Source organism: Aureimonas sp. N4, from assembly GCF_001463925.1.
GTDB lineage: Bacteria > Pseudomonadota > Alphaproteobacteria > Rhizobiales > Rhizobiaceae > Aureimonas > Aureimonas ureilytica_A.
On sequence record NZ_BBWS01000041.1, the window covers coordinates 80,273 to 95,359 of the forward strand.

Genomic DNA, 15,087 nt, shown 5'->3' on the forward strand with positions numbered 1-15,087 from the left:
GCTTGGTGCCAAGATCGACGCCGCGCGAAGGGCCACGATCTCTCCCGAGGCAAGGCGAGACATGCCTAGCATTTGCGAGCTGCCGTTCATGAGGTGCAAACCAAGCGATCGGGTTTCGTTGGCAGTCCGTGCAAGAATCGAGCATGGAACTTTTCGCGATAGCTTTTATCGAACGCCCAAAGCGTCCCTCCCGGAACGATCCGTCCATGCGTCTCATCATCAAAGCTCGTCTCGCTCTCAGTTTCGGCCTGATCCTCGTTTCAACCTGTGGTATTGATGTGTTGAGCATCGGAACCCTGTCCGGCGCGCCGGCGGAGGGCAGTGGCGCCATGCAGCTCTGGCTGGTCGCGGGTATCGCCTTGGTGACGCTTCTAGGCGCGGCGCTGGCAAGCTGGATCATTCTGTCGCTCACGAGCGGCCTGCGCCAGCTCACCGAAAACATGGACCGGATCGCCAGCGGCGACCTGTCCCACCGCATCGTCCATGGGCGGCGCGACGAGCTGGGCGATATCCTGACGCGCCTGTGCCAGACGCGGCTTCGTCTGGCGGGCACGGTGCACGCGGTGCAGGGCGCGGCGATGCAGGTGGCGTCCGGCTCGCAGCAAGCCTGCGCGACGGCGCAGAAGCTGTCCTCCGGTTCGACCGAACAGGCGGCCGCCAGCGAGCAGGCCTCGGCCGCGACCGAAGAGATGAGCGCCAATGTGCGTCAGACCGCCGGAAACGCCTCGACCACAGAGACGATCGCGGCGCGGGCCGCCGAAGATGCCGGCACCACGGGCGAGGCGGTGGCGCAGTCCACCAAGGCCATGCGCGAGATCGCCGGGAAGATCGCTCTCGTGCAGGAAATCGCCCGTCAGACCGACCTTCTCGCTCTGAACGCGGCCATCGAGGCAGCCCGGGCCGGGCAGCATGGCAAGGGTTTTGCGGTGGTCGCCTCGGAGGTCAGGAAGCTGGCCGAGCGCTCTCAGGTGACGGCGTCCGAAATCGGAGCGCTGTCGTCGCGCACGCTGGTGGTCGCGGAAGATGCGGGCGCGCGCCTGGACAAGCTGGTGCCCGACATCCGGCGCACGGCGGAACTCGTGTCGGAAATCTCGGCGGCCTGCCGCGAGCAGTCAGTCGGCATCGACCAGATCAACCAGGCGATCGGCCAGCTGGATCAGGTGACGCAGGCCAATGCCGGCGCGGCCGGCGAGATGGCGGCCACCGCCGAGCAATTATCGTCGGAAGCGGCGCGGCTGGAAGACCGCATGGCGATCTTCCATGTGAACGAAGGCGAAGCGCGCGTGATCCTGGCGGGCGTCGAAGCCGGCCAGAGCGGGAACCAGCTCCAGGCCCTGGCCGAAAGATACGTGGCGGAGCAGCAGGCCGCCGACGCCTCCCGCCAGCCCGCTCCCGCGTCGCAGACATGGCGCGCGGCGGCCTGAAGCCGGTCGAGCCGGCGACGTTTGGACAGCCTGTCACGTTTGGACAGCCTGTCAATCGTGGGCCGCGCGTATCGGACGCGTCTACAGCCAACCTCATCAGCCAGCACGTCCCGCGCTCAACCCTTTCGGGGCCGAGGGCGGGACGTTTCATCCGTCAGGCAGAGACGAGGCGGCTCAGACCTCGGCGGGTTTCAGCAGCGACAGCGCCTCTTCGTCGCTCAGGCGCTCGGGCCGCTCGCAGCGCGACGCCACGGCGACGCCGCGCTCCTCATCCGCCGAGCGCAGGATGGCGAGCATGACGTCGAGAACGTGAAACGCCCATTCGCCGTTGACGCGCGCTTGGCGACCGCCCTCGATCGCCCGCGCCATCTCGGCCAAGCCCAGACCGCGATAATTGGCGTAGAGCGGCTTGGCGACGGGGTAGTTCGCCTGTCCGAAGAAGCGATCCGCCGCTTCGCTGGAGGTCCACTCGTCGCGGTTTTCCGCCCGCTCGATCCGCCCGCCGAAGAAGTTGGGGTCGGGCACGCGCAGCGAGGCGGACTCGCCGTGAAGCTCGATCGGCAGATGGGCGTGTTTCCAGACGTCCCAACTGGCCAGCAGCGTCACCTGCGCGCCGCTTTCGAAGGAGAGGACGGCGTGAACCGTGGTGGGCACCTCCACCTCGATCCGCTGGCCGACATTCGGCCCCTCAGCCGTCACCACGCGCTCGGGCAGGCCGACGCGCCCGACCGCCGTGACCTTGGCGACGGGCCCGAGCAGCGTCACCAGCGCGCCGACATAGTAAGGCCCCATGTCGAGGATCGGGCCGCCGCCCGGCTTGAAGTAGAAGGCGGGCGCGGGATGCCAGTGCTCCATGCCGCGCGACATGATGGTGGCGACGCCCGAGATGACCCGGCCCGTCGTGCCGTCGTCGATCAGGCGGCGGCAATCCTGCAAGCCGGGGCCAAGGATCGTGTCGGGCGCTGAGCCGACCTGGAGCCCCTTCTCGCGGGCAAGCGCGACGATGGCGCGCCCGTCCTCCAGCGAGGTCGCGAGCGGCTTTTCGGTATAGACATGCTTGCCGCTGCCCAGCGCGCGCAGCGAGACGCCGGCATGGGCGTCCGGGTTGGTGAGGTTGAGGACGATGTCCACCTCGTCGCTGGCATAGAGCTCGTCCAGCGACAGGGCGCGCAGCCCGTACTGAGAAGCACGCGCGTCGGCCGCTTCTGTCCGCATGTCGGCGCAGGCGGTAAAGCGAATGTCGCGGAAAAGCGCGGCATTGCGCAGGTAGATGTCGGAAATGACCCCGCATCCGACGAGGCCGATACGCTGCACCATGGGGTCAGTTCCCGTTTTCGAAGCGCTGGAAGGCGCGGATGGTGGTGCGGGCGAAACGCCCGAAATCGCTGGGATTGTCGTGTTCGGCGACCATCAGGTCCGCGCCCGCCGCCTTGCCGTCCTGCCAGAGCGCGGCCCAATCGAGCGTGCCTTCGCCCACATCCGCCCAGCCGTCCTCATCCGTCTTGGTGCCGGCGGGCGCGATGTCCTTGACATGGAGCGCGGCGACGCGGCCGGCATAGCGGCGCAGCCAGGCGGCCGGATCTTCGCCGCCGCGTACGACCCAGGCGAGGTCGGCCTCCCATTCGATCGCGGGGTCGGCATCCAGAATATGGTCGAGCGGCCGCCCGCCGCCTTCCACCATGCGCAATTCGAAGTCGTGATTGTGCCAGGCGGTGCGCAGCCCCTCGCCCTTCAGCCGGCGCGCGACCGCGCCGACCCGCGCGCCGAACGCCTTCCAGCCTTCGGCGTCCGAGGGCCTGCTATCGGGCAGGAGATAGGGCAGAACGACGATCTCGTTGGCGAGCGTGCGCGCGATCTCAACAGTGCGGTCGAACTCGCCCTCCAGGAGATCGACGCTGAAATGGCCGCTGCGGGCCGTCAACCCGTTTTCGTCCAGCATGGCTTTGAGCGCTGGCACATCGTCGTAAAGCCCGCGAAAGCACTCGACATCCTGATAGCCGAGGGCGGCGAGATCGCGCAGCTGATCGGCCAGCGGTGGCGCGTTGCGGGCGGAGTAGAGCTGCATGGAGAGGGTTGTCATCGGGACACTCCTTGGGACATCGGGATGGGAAAAGCGGGCCGCACGGAGCCGGACCCGCGCCGAAGGGGGCGCGGGCGTCGAGCGGGGGGATCAGGTGTGAGAGGGCGGCGCTCTAGAGCCGCGCGCCGTCCGGGCCGAAGAGCGAGGCGCGCGGCAGGTCGATCAGGAAGGGCAGCGGATCGCCGACGCGGTGGCTGCTCGATCCGTCCGTGCGGATGGCAATGGGCTGGCCGCCGAGCCGGGTCCAGAGAAGCGTGTCCGCGCCCATGGGCTCGACCACCTCGACCGCGCCCATGGCCGGCACGAGACCGGGGCCGGGCTCCGAGCCCAAACGGATATGCTCGGGGCGAAGGCCGAGGCTCGCCTCGCCCGAGGGCGCGGCGCCGCCGGCAAACTCATATCCGGCCAGCGGAATGGTCTGATCGCCGGTGCGGAAGGCACCATTCTCCAGCCGGCCTTCGAGGAAGTTCATGCCGGGCGAGCCGATGAAGCCCGCCACGAAGCGGTTCACCGGCTTCTGATAGACCTCGATCGGGCCGCCGAGCTGCTGGATGACGCCGCCCTTCATGACGACGATCCGGTCGGCCAGCGTCAGCGCCTCGATCTGATCGTGCGTCACATAGATCATCGTGTTGCCGAGGCTCTGATGCAGGCGCTTGATCTCGACGCGCAGTTCGGCGCGCAGCTTGGCGTCGAGATTGGAGAGCGGCTCGTCGAACAGGAAGACATCGACCTCGCGCACCAGGGCCCGGCCGATGGCGACGCGCTGGCGCTGGCCGCCGGACAGCTCGGCCGGCTTGCGCTTGAGATAGGGCTCCAGTTGCAGCATCTTGGCCGCTCGTGCCACGCGCTGGGCGATCTCGGCCTTGGACGTGCCGTTCATGCGCAGGCCGAAGGACAGATTGTCCTCCACGCTCATGCGCGGATAGAGCGCATAGGACTGGAACACCATGCCGATGCCCCGGTCCTTCGGCTCGGCCCAGGTGACGTTGCGGCCCGAAATCCAGATCTGCCCGTCCGTAATGTCGAGCAGCCCGGCGATGGCGTTGAGCAGCGTGGACTTGCCGCAGCCGGAGGGGCCAAGCAGCACGAGGAACTCACCCTGGCGCACTTCGAGGTCGAGCTTGTCGATGGCCCGGAGCGAGCCGTAATGAATGTCGAGTTCGCGAACCGCGACGCTCGGCGCCTTGATCGTGGACATCATCATCCCTTCACGCTCCCCGCTGCGATGCCCCGCACGAACCAGCGGCCGGACAGGAGATAGACGACGAGCGGCACGAGGGCCGTGAGGATCGTCGCCGCCATGTTGACGTTGTAGAGCTTCTCGCCCTGGGCCGAATTGACGATATTGTTGAGCTGCACCGTCATCGGCAGGTTCTCGCGGCCGGCGAAGACGAGGCCGAGGATGAAGTCGTTCCAGATGCCCGTGACCTGAAGGATCACGGCGACCACCAGCATGGGCGTGGACATGGGCAGCATCACATGGAGAAAGATGCGCCAGAAGCCGCCGCCGTCGATGCGCGCCGCCTTGAACAGCTCGGCCGGCAGCCCCGCATAGAAATTGCGGAACAGGAGCGTCATGACCGGCAGGCCGAAAATGACGTGGACAAGCACGATGCCAGGCAGCGAGCCATAGATGCCGATCGCCGAGAACAGGCGCACCAGCGGATAGATGAAGACCTGATAGGGGATGAAGGCCCCGAGCAGCAGCACGACGAAGAGAACGTTCGCCCCACGCACCCGCCAGAGCGAGAGCGCATAGCCCGTGACCGAGCCGAGCGCGATCGAGGCGATGACCGAGGGGATCAGGATCTTCACCGAGTTCAGGAACCCGGCCTGGATGCCCGAACAGTCGAGCCCGGTGCAGGCGCTGGACCAGGCGGTGACCCAGGCCTGAAAGCTCGGGTCGGACGGCCAGGCGAAGATATTGGCAAGGCGCACCTCGTCCATCGTCTTCAGCGAGGTGACGACCATGATGTAGAGCGGCAAAAGGAAGAAAGCCGCCGCGATGCTCAGGAAGGCGTAGAGGCCGAGGCGGCCGGCGGTGAGACGCCGGGGCCGCGCGCCGCGATGGTCGGCCGCGCGGTCGAGCGTGGTGGGCGAGAACGTATCGAGCGTGGTCATCAGGCGCCTCCCCGCTCTTTGCGGAAATATTCGGCGTAGATCCAGGGCGTGAGAACGCAGAGGACCGTGACGAGAAGGACGGTCGAGGCGGCCGCCGCCAAGCCGATATTCTGGCGCTCGAACAGATAGTCCATCACATATTTGGCAGGCACCGCCGTCGCGGTGCCCGGCCCGCCATTGGTGAGCGCCACCACGAGATCGTAGACCTTCACCACCGCGATCGAGAGCAGAACGACCGATGTGATGATCATGGGTTTGAGCAGCGGCAGGACGATGGACGTATAGACCCGCCAGGGCGGAATGCCGTCGACGCGCGCCGCCTTCCAGAGGTCTTCGTCGACACCCCGCAGGCCCGCCAGCATCAGCGCCATGACGAGGCCCGCCGACTGCCAGACGCCGGCGATCACCACGGCATAGATCGCCATGTCGCGCCGGACCACCCAGTCGAAGCGGAAGCTCGTCCAGCCGAGCGCCTGAACCGCCTCCTGAATGCCGAGCGTCGGGTTCATCATCCATTGCCAGACGAGGCCGGTGACGATGAAGGACATGGCGTGCGGATAAAGGAAGATGGTGCGAAGCCCATCTTCGCCGCGCACCCGCTGGTCGATGGCGACCGCGAGCAGAAAGCCGAGCGCGAGGCAGAAGCCGATGAACAGGACGCCGAACAGCGCCATGTTCTGGAGCGAGACGAGCCAGCGCGGATCGCCGAACAGGCGCTCATATTGCTGGGTGCCGACGAATGTATTGACCGGCAGGAGCCGGGAATTGGTCAGGGACATCCAGACCGTCCAGCCCATCGTCCCGACATAGGCGAGAAGAACGATGAGGATGGTGGGGGACAGCGCGACCGCCGGAGCGGCCGAGCGCCGAATGCGCATCGCCATGGGCGGGCCTCCTTTTTTCGAACGTTCAGGCAGGGGGAGCCGCGCGGCGCGCAGCCCCGACCCTTGGCTTACTGAGCGGCGCCGATCACGGAGGCGAAGTCGGCGGCGAAGTCCTCGTCGGTCGCGGACGGGTCGTTGAAATAGGAGGTGATCGTGTCCTGCAAGGCGCCGACCGTGTCGGCGGAGACGAGGAAGTTGATCGAGGGAATCTGGTTGGCCTTGTCCTTCACGAGCGCCGCGCCGCGCTGCGCGCAGGCATCCATTTTCGACACGTCCACATCGGTGCGAACCGGGATCGAGCCCTTCTTCTCGTTGAAGGCGATCTGCGTGGCGGGGTCGAGCAGCGTCTTGGCGAGAAGCTCCTGCGCCTCAGTCGCCGCCGCCGCGCCCGTCTGCTTGGGAAAGACGAAGACATCGCCGCCCATGAGATAGGCGTCCTGGCCCGGCAGAAGCGCGCATCCCGCTTCCTTGCCCGGCGTCATGCCGGCCGCGATGAAGTCGCCCTTGGCCCAGTCGCCCATGATCTGGACGCCGGCCTGGCCGGTGATCACCATGTTGGTCGCGTCGTTCCAGTTGCGCCCCGGCGCGCCGGCATCGACATAATCGCGCATCCGGTGAAAGGTGCGGGCGACGCGCTTGAAATCGTCCGACTGGACGGCCGCTTCGTCCTTGTCGCGATAGACCTTCAGGAACAGATCCTTGCCGCCTTCGCTGAGCAATACCGCGTCGAACACCAGCGCTTCCTGCCAGGGCTGGCCGCCCCAGGCGATGGGCGTGAGGTTGGCCGCCTTCAGCTTGTCCATGTCGGCGAAGAATTCGTCGAAGCTCTTGGGCGCTTGACTGATGCCGGCCTTCTCGAAGGTCTCGGTCTTGTAGAACATCCAGTTATGGCCGTGAATATTCACCGGCACGGCGTAGAACTTGCCCTCGCGCGAGGCCGCGTCCGCGATCGGGCCGGGCATCACGTCGCGCCATTTCTCGCGCATGGCCACCGCGTCGAGATCCACCAGAAGCCCCTGCCCCACGAGATCGTCGAACTGGCGGCCGGTGTTGAACTGCGAGGAGGTGGGCGGATGGCCGCCGACGATGCGGTTGATGGCGGCGGCGCGCAGGTTCGATCCGCCCGCAATGGCCGCGTCCACCCAGGTGCCGCCCGCTTGTTGGTAGGCATCGGCGAAGACGCGCACGCCGGCCGCCTCGCCGCCCGAGGTCCACCAATGCATGACTTCGGCCCGCAAAGGCTCCTGCGCCTGAGCACCCGACAAGAGCGCGCAAGACATCGTGGCGCCCCAAAGGGCACCTCGCATCAGTTTCAACATGGACTCTCCTCCCAGAGACGGCTTTGTTCGACTGATGTAATCGATTACAATTGCAATGCTACTCGACAGTGTAATCGGTTACAAGCATCGTCTCGGGAAATTCGATTTTGCGGAGCAGCACGATTTTGGACGTGAAAGACAATCGCGCGGCACGGATCGGCGACGTGGCGCGCGAGGCGGGCGTTTCGACGGCCACGGTCAGCCGCGCGCTCGCGAGCCCCGAACAGGTTCGCCCGGAACTGCGCGCGCGCGTTCGGGCCGCCGTCGCCAAGCTCGGCTATACGCCCAACGCGGCGGCGCGCCAGCTGCGCGTCAAGCGCAGCCGCACCGTGCTCGTGGTCACGCGCAAGCGCTGGAGCGCGCCTTTCTTTGCGGAGGTTCTACGCGGGCTCGACGCCGAGTTGTCCGCGGCCGGCTATGCCATGGTGCTCGCCAATATGGACAGCGAGGGTCAGGACCGCAGCCGGCAACTCGTGGACATGATGTTCTCGGGCACGATCGACGGCGCGGTGTTCCTGTCGGATTTCGTGGCCGTGGCCGACGGGCGCTCGGTGTTCGACGCCGGCCTGCCGCTCGTCTCGCTCTGCGCCGCGATGGAGGGCACGCACGCGGTTCTGACCGACGAGGACGTCTGCATGGAGCGGGCGCTGCATCAGCTCTTCGCGCTCGGCCACCGCGACATTCTCTACCTTCCGGGACCGGCCGAGAATTACAACGAGATCGTGCGCTGGGGCGCCCTCGCGCGCGCCTTCGAGGCGGCGGGTCCGGGCCTCGGCCTGACGCGGGCCGGGGGCGGCGACTTCTCGCTCAGCTACGGCGCGGCGGCCGCGCGCGCCTTTCTCGCGGGTGAGCGCCGCGCCACCGCCGTGATGGCCGTGTCGGATGAAAGCGCGATCGGCTTCCTCAACACGGTTCAGGACGCGGGAATCCGCGTGCCGGACGATCTGTCCGTGCTCGGCTTCGACGGCATCGAATTTGCCGATTTCTGCCGCCCGACCCTCTCTACCATCCGCCAGCCCCGTTTCGAACTGGGGCGCACCGGCGCGCGCGTCCTGCTTTCGGCCATCGACGCCGACGCGCCGCCGGCCCCGACCCGCCACGTCCTTCCCAATATCCTGGACCTGCGCGGCTCCACCGGCCCCGCCCCTCGGCGTCTTGAGGCGTCGTGACGGGACGCGGACGCGTTCGGGGGCGGCCGCAGGGCCACGGTGCGGACAATCCGACGAACACCGCCCCGCGCTGCGTCAGGGTGCGATCGTGATGGCGAAGAGTGTCACGGGCGTCTCGGCGGAGTGGATCGCGAGCGTCGGCAACGCCCCCTCACCCATCAAGCTGTCATGGACCGCGAGCGAAACTGACTCGCCGGATGCTTCGATCCGGCAGGGGCCGGTGACGAGCAAAAGCCACCAGTGCGCCGGGCGGGGCGGCAGATGGAGGCTTTGGCCCGCATCAAGGGCAAGCCGCTCGACCTGATGCCGGAACACGCCGCGCCGGGTCATGACGTTGAGATCGGTGATCGGCCCGCCTGATAGCGCAGCCTGTGTCGGCGCGTCGGCGGGGAAACTCAGAGGCGGGCTCGCCGGCGTCAGAAGCACCTCGCCCTGCCCCGCGATTGCGAGGCGCATCCCCTCGCCCTCCAGAAGCGCCAGCGTCCGATCAATCCCCTCGAAACACGAGAATGGGCCATCAGTGGCGACATGGGCCATGGACACGCGCCAGTCGAAGTCGGACAGACCGGCGCCCGGCGGATGCACGAAGACCTCCACCGTTTCGCCGCCGCCGTTCTTCCAGGCCATGCGCTTGAGCTCGGCGCTTTTGAGAAGGCGCATCGATCTGTCTCCTAAGAGCACCTAACAAAAATCTCGCGGGGTCGGCTGGTCGAATCTTTTCGCCATGGCCTTCGTCGCGAATGCTCGCCGATGCGTCGGCATCGACTGTGCTTCGCTCCTCGCCCACGGACGAAAATCTCTCGACCATCCTCTGCCCAGAGATTTTGTTAGGTACTCTAAAACCGAAAAGGCCGACGCGAGAAGCGCCGGCCCTGAAGTGTCCGGCTCTCGTCAGTTGCCGAGGATCGCCGGCAGGCGCAGGCCCTTTTCGCGGGCGCAGTCGAGGGCGATATCGTAGCCCGCGTCCGCATGGCGCATGACGCCCGTGCCGGGGTCGTTCCAGAGAACGCGCTCCAGCCGGCGCGCCGCGTCGTCCGTGCCGTCGGCGCAGATCACCATGCCCGAGTGCTGGCTGAAGCCCATGCCGACGCCGCCGCCATGATGCAGCGAGACCCAGGTCGCGCCCGACGCGGTGTTGAGAAGCGCGTTGAGGAGCGGCCAGTCGGAGACGGCGTCCGAGCCGTCCTTCATGGCTTCCGTTTCGCGGTTGGGCGAGGCGACCGAGCCCGAATCCAGATGGTCGCGGCCGATCACGACCGGGGCCTTCAGCTCGCCGTTCCGAACCATCTCGTTGAAGGCGAGGCCGAGCTTGTGACGATCGCCGAGGCCCACCCAGCAGATGCGCGCCGGCAGGCCCTGGAAGGCGATGCGCTCGCGCGCCATGTCGAGCCAGCGGTGAAGGTGGTGATTGTCCGGCAGCAGCTCCTTCACCTTGGCGTCGGTCTTGTAGATATCCTCCGGGTCGCCCGACAGCGCCGCCCAGCGGAACGGGCCGACGCCCCGGCAGAAGAGCGGGCGGATATAGGCCGGCACGAAGCCGGGGAAGTCGAAGGCGTTGTCCAGCCCCTCGTCCTTGGCGACCTGCCGGATGTTGTTGCCATAGTCGAGCGTCGGCACGCCGGCATGGTGGAAGGCGAGCATGGCTTCGACATGGGTGCGCATGGAGGCGCGCGCCGCGCGCTCCACCGCCTTCGGGTCGCTTTCGCGCTTGGCGCGCCATTCGCCCATGGTCCAGCCGGCGGGCAAATAGCCGTTGATCGGATCGTGCGCCGAGGTCTGGTCGGTCACGATATCGGGCCGGATGCCGCGCTTCACCATCTCGGGCAGGATTTCGGCGGCATTGCCGAGCAGCCCCACCGATTTGGCCTCGCCCGCCGCTGTCCAGCGCTCGATCAGCGCCATGGCCTCGTCCAGCGTCTCGGCCTTCTCGTCGAGATAGCGGGTGCGCAGGCGGAACTCGATCGAGTCCGGATTGCATTCGATGGCAAGGCAGGACGCGCCGGCCATGACGGCGGCCAGCGGCTGCGCGCCGCCCATGCCGCCTAAGCCCCCGGTCAGCACCCACTTGCCGGTGAGGCTTCCGTCATAATGCTGACGACCGGCCTCCACGAAGGTCTCGTAGGTGCCCTGCACGATGCCCTGCGTGCCGATATAGATCCAGGAGCCGGCGGTCATCTGGCCGTACATGGCCAGGCCCCGCTTATCCAGCTCGTTGAAATGGTCCCAGGTCGCCCAGTGCGGCACGAGGTTGGAATTGGCGATGATGACGCGCGGCGCGTCCTTGTGCGTGCGGAAGACGCCGACCGGCTTGCCGGATTGGACGAGCAGCGTCTCGTCCTCGGTCAGGCTGCGCAGCGTCGAGACGATCCGGTCGAAATCGTCCCAGGTGCGGGCGGCGCGGCCGATGCCGCCATAGACCACCAGCTCGTGCGGGTTCTCGGCCACGTCCGGGTCGAGATTGTTCATGAGCATCCGCAGCGGGGCTTCGGTGAGCCAGCTCTTGGCCGAAAGCTCCGTTCCGGTGGCGGCGCGCACGGTGCGCGCATTGTGGCGCGGGTTGGCGTTCGACATGGCGTTCAACCTTTCAAACCGGCGCCGAGCGCCTCGATACGGGTGAGAAGCGTGGAGAGGACTGCGCGCAGCGGCCGGGCGCGCGCCTCGTCATAGGCGAAGGGCGGAGCCTCGGTGGCGAGATGGGTCGCTTGCGCCAGTTCCATCTGGATGGCGTGAACCCGATCGGCGGGCCGGCCGTAATGGCGCGTCGTCCAGCCGCCCTTGAAGCGGCCGTTGAGGACGGAGGTGTAGCCCTCCGCCGCCGCGCAGGTCTCGGCCGCCACGCGTTCGATCTCGGGCGCGCAGGTCGCGCCATTGTCCGTGCCGATGTTGAAATCGGGCAAGCGGCCTTCGAACAGGAAGGGGATGGTGGAGCGGATCGAATGGCAGTCGTAGAGAATGGCGAAGCCGTGCAGCGCCTTGACGCGCGCGATCTCGCCCGCCAGCGCCTCGTGATAGGGCTTGTGAAACTCGTCCCGCCGCCGGGCGATCTCGGCCTCGTCCGGCTCCTCGCCCTCGCGCCAGATCGGCACGCCGTCGAAATCGGTCAGCGGCACCAGTCCGGTCGTGTTCTGGCCGGGATAAAGGCTCGCGCCCGAGGGGTCGCGATTGGCGTCGATGACATAGCGATGGAACGTGGCGCGCACGGTGGTGGCACCCGGCAAGAGCCCGTCATAGAGGCGCTCGATATGCCAGTCCGTGTCGGCTAGGAGGCGGCCATTCTCGTTCAGCCGCGCGAAGATGTCGGCGGGGACCTCGGTGCCGGTGTGCGGCAGGCCGAGAAGGACGGGCGACGAGCCCTGGTGAATTTCCACGAGGCTCAAGCGGACATCCTTTCCGTTTTTAAGACCTGAGTCCCTTTGAAGACGCTCATGTGCAGCGGGTTGAAGCCGATGCGGTAGACCAGTTCCGCCGGGCTCCCGACATCCCAGACCGCGAGATCGGCCGACTTGCCGGCCTCGATGGTCCCCGTCTCGGCCAGAAGCCCGAGCGCCCGAGCGGCCTCGCGCGTCGTGCCCGCCAGGCATTCCTCGACCGTCAGGCGGAACAGGGTCGCGCCCATGTTCATGGTGAGAAGCAGCGAGGTCAGCGGCGAGGTGCCGGGGTTGCAGTCGGTGGCGAGCGCCATGTGCGTTCCGGCTCGGCGGAACAGGTCGATCGGCGGCGTCACGGTCTCGCGGATGAAGTAATAGGCGCCCGGCAGAAGCACGGCGACCGTGCCGCTCGCGGCCATCGCCACCGCGTCGGCCTCCGTGGCATATTCCAGATGGTCGGCCGACAGGGCTCCGTAGCGCGCGGCGAGCGCCGCGCCGCCGGCATGGGACAGCTGCTCGGCATGGAGCTTCACGGGCAGGCCGAGCGCGCGGGCGGCCTCGAAGACCTCGGCCATCTCCTCGGCCGAGAAGGCGATGCCCTCGCAGAACCCGTCCACCGCATCCACCAGCCCGCGCCGATGCGCCTCGTGAAGGCCGGGGATCGCGACCTCCCGGAGATAGTCGGCCTTGCGATCCTTGTATTCGGGCGGCAGCGCATGGGCGGCGAGCCAGCTGGTGCGCACGCGCACCGGGCGCAAGGTTTCGAGTCGGCGCGCGGCCTCCAGCATCCGGCATTCCGCCTCGATCTCCAGCCCGTAGCCGGACTTGATCTCGACCGTCGAAACGCCTTCGCTCAAAAGCGCATCCAGCCGGGGCAGAGTAGTTTCGGCCAATTCCTCGACTGAGAGCGTGCGCGTGGCCGCCAGCGAGGACACGATGCCCCCGCCTGCCCGCGCGATCTCCTCGTAGCTCGCGCCCGCCAGCCGCATCTCGAACTCGCGTGCGCGGTTGCCGCCATGGACCAGATGCGTGTGGCAGTCGATCAGCGCCGGTGTGACCCAGCGCCCGCCCAGATCGATGACATCAGCGCCCTCGCTTACGGGAAGCCCCGCGCGTGGCCCGGCATAGGCGATGCGCCCGTTCTCGATCAGCACCGCGCCGTCCTCCACGAGGCCGAGACCGGCGGAACCTTCGGCCAGGGTCGCAAGGCGCGCATTGGTCAGGACTTGGCTCATCGCAGGTCTCCTGAAAGAGCGGAATGAACTATGAGCGCGCCGGTCATTGCAGCCGCCGCAGCGTGCGCAGAAAGGCGGCGTCGATCGCCTCGTCGGCTGCATGGCGGCGCTCGGTGATCGCGAAGCGCCCGCTCACCACGACATCGCGCACCACATCGGCGGCGGCAAAGAGCCAGCGGTCGAGGATGGTGTCGCCCTCCTCCCCGTCCATCGCGGCCGCGATGAAGGGATGGGAACCGTCCAGCACGATGAAATCGGCGGGCGCGCCAATGCTGAGCCCGTGCGCGGCCAGACCGCAGGCCTGCGCCCCGCCCGCCAGCGCCGCGTCGAACAGAGTGCGCCCGGCCGAGGAGCCCGGCCCCGCCACGAGGCGGTTGCGGCGTCGATCGCGCAGGCGCTGACCATATTCCAGAAGGCGCAGTTCTTCCGCGACGCTGGTGGCCACATGGCTGTCGGTGCCGATGCCGAACCGGCCGCCGGCGGCCCGGAAGGCGGTCGCGGGGAAGATGCCGTCGCCGAGATTGGCTTCGGTCGCCGGGCACAGACCCGCCACCGCTCCGGACGCGGCCAAACGCTCCGTCTCGCCGGGCGTCATATGCGTGGCGTGGATGGCGCACCAGCGCTCGTTCACGTCCACCTCATCCAGCAGCCATTCCACCGGCCGCCGACCGCTCCAGGCGAGGCAATCCTCGACCTCGCGCTCCTGCTCGGCAACGTGAATGTGGATCGGCCCGTCCGTCGTTTCCGCCGCCAGGATCGCGGCGATCTCGCCGGGGGCTGCGGCGCGCAGCGAATGGAGAGCCAGTCCCAATGTCGCGCCCGCCTCGCGGCAGGCCGGGGCGAGCCGGTCGAGAAGCGCCAGAAATCCATCGACATCGTGCAGGAACGGCCGTTGCCCCTCGCCCGGCTCCGCGCCGCCGAAATTCGAATGGGCGTAGAAGACCGGCAGATGCGTGAGGCCGATGCCGGCCGTGGCCGCCGCAGCGAGGATGCGATGCGAGGTTTCGGCGGGGTCGGCATAGACCACGCCGCCCGCGCCATGGTGGAGATAGTGGAACTCCGCGACACGCGAGAAGCCGCCCTTCAGCATCTCGACATAGAGCTTGGCCGCGATCGCCTCGATATCCTCCGGGCGCATCAGCGCGACCGTGCGATACATCTGCGCGCGCCAGGTCCAGAAGCTGTCATCGCCCGGCCCCGCCCGCTCGGCCAGCCCCGCCATGGCGCGCTGAAAGGCATGCGAATGCAGGTTCGACAGGGCGGGCACCACCGGCCCGGCAAGCCGCTCGCCCGCGCCCGGCGCCATGCCGGACGCGACCGCCGCGATGCGTCCGTCGGCACCGATATCGATCGCGACGTTGCGCGCCCAGCCATCGGACAGAAGCGCCATCGGACAGAAGAAACGCGAGGTGGGTGATCGCATGACAGGTCCAAGATCGGGTAAGTTGCCTATACAAGATTGCTGATTTTTGGGTCGGCTACAA

Annotated in this window: 13 protein-coding genes; 2 read left to right on the plus strand and 11 right to left on the minus strand. The window is 67.5% G+C overall.

The window, feature by feature from the left end; translation table 11 throughout:
* Positions 1–206: 206 nt before the first annotated feature.
* Positions 207–1,424, plus strand: a complete 1,218-nt coding sequence (locus AUL28_RS12350) for a methyl-accepting chemotaxis protein (protein ID WP_062232956.1) — start codon at positions 207–209, stop codon at positions 1,422–1,424.
* Positions 1,425–1,598: 174 nt separating this feature from the next.
* Here AUL28_RS12350 and AUL28_RS12355 read toward each other — a convergent pair whose 3' ends face one another.
* From AUL28_RS12355 to AUL28_RS12380, 6 genes are all read right to left on the minus strand, one after another.
* On the minus strand, positions 1,599–2,741 hold the full coding sequence (locus tag AUL28_RS12355) for a Gfo/Idh/MocA family protein (protein WP_062232959.1): 1,143 nt from the start codon (positions 2,739–2,741) through the stop codon (positions 1,599–1,601).
* A gap of 4 nt (positions 2,742–2,745) precedes the next feature.
* Positions 2,746–3,504: a sugar phosphate isomerase/epimerase family protein gene (locus AUL28_RS12360; RefSeq protein ID WP_062232962.1), complete on the minus strand. Its 759-nt coding sequence runs from the start codon at positions 3,502–3,504 to the stop codon at positions 2,746–2,748.
* Positions 3,505–3,616: 112 nt separating this feature from the next.
* The gene (locus AUL28_RS12365) at positions 3,617–4,705 is read right to left on the minus strand and encodes an ABC transporter ATP-binding protein (protein WP_062233037.1); all 1,089 of its coding nucleotides are present in this window, start codon (positions 4,703–4,705) and stop codon (positions 3,617–3,619) included.
* Positions 4,706–4,707: 2 nt separating this feature from the next.
* On the minus strand, positions 4,708–5,628 hold the full coding sequence (locus AUL28_RS12370) for a carbohydrate ABC transporter permease (protein WP_062232963.1): 921 nt from the start codon (positions 5,626–5,628) through the stop codon (positions 4,708–4,710).
* A complete protein-coding gene (locus AUL28_RS12375) occupies positions 5,628–6,512 on the minus strand; it encodes a carbohydrate ABC transporter permease (protein WP_062218719.1) in 885 nt (294 codons plus the stop codon). Before AUL28_RS12375 ends, AUL28_RS12370 begins: the two co-directional genes overlap by 1 nt.
* A 68-nt stretch (positions 6,513–6,580) precedes the next feature.
* Positions 6,581–7,831, minus strand: a complete 1,251-nt coding sequence (locus AUL28_RS12380; RefSeq protein WP_062232966.1) for an ABC transporter substrate-binding protein — start codon at positions 7,829–7,831, stop codon at positions 6,581–6,583.
* Positions 7,832–7,962: 131 nt separating this feature from the next.
* Here AUL28_RS12380 and AUL28_RS12385 point away from each other — a divergent pair, with 131 nt between their 5' ends.
* Positions 7,963–9,000, plus strand: coding sequence for a LacI family DNA-binding transcriptional regulator (locus AUL28_RS12385; protein ID WP_156419982.1), 1,038 nt, complete (start codon positions 7,963–7,965; stop codon positions 8,998–9,000).
* A gap of 75 nt (positions 9,001–9,075) precedes the next feature.
* Here AUL28_RS12385 and AUL28_RS12390 read toward each other — a convergent pair whose 3' ends face one another.
* The 5 genes from AUL28_RS12390 to hutF all read right to left on the minus strand — a co-directional run bounded on the left by AUL28_RS12390 (position 9,076) and on the right by hutF (position 15,026).
* Positions 9,076–9,660 (minus strand): HutD/Ves family protein, encoded by a 585-nt coding sequence (locus tag AUL28_RS12390; protein ID WP_062232972.1) that lies wholly within the window; start codon positions 9,658–9,660, stop codon positions 9,076–9,078.
* Positions 9,661–9,891: 231 nt separating this feature from the next.
* Positions 9,892–11,571: a urocanate hydratase gene (gene hutU / locus AUL28_RS12395; protein WP_062232975.1), complete on the minus strand. Its 1,680-nt coding sequence runs from the start codon at positions 11,569–11,571 to the stop codon at positions 9,892–9,894.
* A gap of 5 nt (positions 11,572–11,576) precedes the next feature.
* Positions 11,577–12,377, minus strand: a complete 801-nt coding sequence (gene hutG, locus AUL28_RS12400) for an N-formylglutamate deformylase (RefSeq protein WP_062232978.1) — start codon at positions 12,375–12,377, stop codon at positions 11,577–11,579.
* Positions 12,374–13,603, minus strand: coding sequence for an imidazolonepropionase (hutI, locus tag AUL28_RS12405; RefSeq protein ID WP_062232981.1), 1,230 nt, complete (start codon positions 13,601–13,603; stop codon positions 12,374–12,376). Before hutI ends, hutG begins: the two co-directional genes overlap by 4 nt.
* A gap of 43 nt (positions 13,604–13,646) precedes the next feature.
* Entirely contained in the window at positions 13,647–15,026 is a 1,380-nt protein-coding gene (hutF, locus tag AUL28_RS12410; RefSeq protein WP_062232986.1) for a formimidoylglutamate deiminase, read from the minus strand.
* Between the last annotated feature and the right edge of the window lie 61 nt (positions 15,027–15,087).

Excerpts from the sequence above, each read along its gene's own strand:
- hutU (WP_062232975.1), bottom strand. The coding sequence starts at position 11,571 with ATGTCGAACGCCAACCCGCGCCACAATGCGCGCACCGTGCGCGCCGCC.
- AUL28_RS12355 (WP_062232959.1), bottom strand. The coding sequence starts at position 2,741 with ATGGTGCAGCGTATCGGCCTCGTCGGATGCGGGGTCATTTCCGACATC.
- AUL28_RS12370 (WP_062232963.1), bottom strand. The coding sequence starts at position 5,628 with ATGACCACGCTCGATACGTTCTCGCCCACCACGCTCGACCGCGCGGCC.
- AUL28_RS12375 (WP_062218719.1), bottom strand. The coding sequence starts at position 6,512 with ATGGCGATGCGCATTCGGCGCTCGGCCGCTCCGGCGGTCGCGCTGTCC.
- AUL28_RS12380 (WP_062232966.1), bottom strand. The coding sequence starts at position 7,831 with ATGTTGAAACTGATGCGAGGTGCCCTTTGGGGCGCCACGATGTCTTGC.
- AUL28_RS12390 (WP_062232972.1), bottom strand. The coding sequence starts at position 9,660 with ATGCGCCTTCTCAAAAGCGCCGAGCTCAAGCGCATGGCCTGGAAGAAC.
- hutF (WP_062232986.1), bottom strand. The coding sequence starts at position 15,026 with ATGCGATCACCCACCTCGCGTTTCTTCTGTCCGATGGCGCTTCTGTCC.
- AUL28_RS12365 (WP_062233037.1), bottom strand. The coding sequence starts at position 4,705 with ATGTCCACGATCAAGGCGCCGAGCGTCGCGGTTCGCGAACTCGACATT.
- AUL28_RS12360 (WP_062232962.1), bottom strand. The coding sequence starts at position 3,504 with ATGACAACCCTCTCCATGCAGCTCTACTCCGCCCGCAACGCGCCACCG.
- AUL28_RS12350 (WP_062232956.1), top strand. The coding sequence starts at position 207 with ATGCGTCTCATCATCAAAGCTCGTCTCGCTCTCAGTTTCGGCCTGATC.
- hutI (WP_062232981.1), bottom strand. The coding sequence starts at position 13,603 with ATGAGCCAAGTCCTGACCAATGCGCGCCTTGCGACCCTGGCCGAAGGT.